This is a genomic window from Vibrio sp. 10N.261.55.F4 (assembly GCF_041470465.1).
Classification (GTDB): domain Bacteria; phylum Pseudomonadota; class Gammaproteobacteria; order Enterobacterales; family Vibrionaceae; genus Vibrio; species Vibrio crassostreae_C.
The window spans coordinates 1-1,111 of sequence record NZ_JBFRMM010000012.1 but is presented as its reverse complement, the minus strand read 5'-3'; the positions used below and the strand labels follow the sequence as shown (position 1 = coordinate 1,111).

Genomic DNA, 1,111 nt, shown 5'->3' with positions numbered 1-1,111 from the left:
ATACCAATCCGGAAAATTAACTGATCAGGTCAATCCAATCTCTTGTACACATTTTTGTGACGCGATCTTTGCACTCAAGAAATCCATTCCAAGCGCTACAGACCTTCGAAACAATATCGTTATAATCAATGAAGTTTTGGTTTGCTAGATAGTGTTGCCTTAACCAACTCCACACTTGCTCTATAGGGTTAAGCTCTGGTGAGTATGGCGGCAATTTGATAATACTGACATTATCAAATGGGTTAGCAATATCATCGGTATGCCATCCTGCGCCATCCATTATTACCACTGAATGACGGTCTTTTTCTGTGACTTTAGATATCTGCTCTAGATGGTTTATCATGATGTCTTTGTTAACCCAAGGGACGACCATTGCCTCACCAATCCCTCTCGATGGGCACACTGAGCCAAACAAATAAGCGTATTCAAATTGCTGCTGTTTTACTACGCGAGGTCTCGTTCCACGAGTAGCCCAAAGACGTGTTGTTGTGTTCTGCTGACCAAACCTAGCTTCGTCTTGAAACCAGACATCAACACTCTCTAGCCCAATATGGCCGGGGATCTTAAGGATCGTTTCGATTTGGAATTTTTTTAAAATCGTCCTGTATTTGCTGTGATTGTTTAGGGTGTTTGGAACGAGAAGTTATCCAAGAAAAACCCATGTGGTCGAGGAGATAATAGATGGAATTAGGGTGGTAGTGCTTGTCAAAGTGTTTAACGATGTAGTCATGTATATCGCTTCCAACAAGGCGGCCACCAGAAGGTGATTCAGCTTCTTTTTTTATGAAGGCACTGAGTTGAGCCCGCTGCTCATCGGTGAGGTATGCAGGCCTACCAGTCCGAGGTTTTTCTTGAAGTCCTTCTAGGCCTTCTTCAAAAAAAATCCGAACCCATTTATTGACACTGGTTCGACTGACTTTGAGAGATTTTGCAATTTGTGTACGAGAGAGGCCGTCTTTAAAGTGTGCGAGCGCAAGTAAACGCATCTTCATCTGAATGGTTTTTTGCTGGCTCGCAAGCTTTTTGAAGTCAGTGTTATTAAGGCTATCCATGGCTAAATTTCACAATAATTCATCAATCTTAATTAGATCACATTTTTACTTTAATTGGT

Annotated in this window: 1 protein-coding gene; it reads right to left on the bottom strand. The window is 41.8% G+C overall.

Features of this window, described 5'->3' with window-relative positions; translation table 11 throughout:
- Positions 1–16 precede the first annotated feature (16 nt).
- A protein-coding gene (locus AB4249_RS07115; RefSeq protein ID WP_102394396.1) for an IS630 family transposase occupies positions 17–1,052 on the bottom strand; the annotation gives its coding sequence in 2 pieces (ribosomal slippage) (positions 17–592 and positions 594–1,052; 1,035 coding nt in all).
- Positions 1,053–1,111 lie beyond the last annotated feature (59 nt).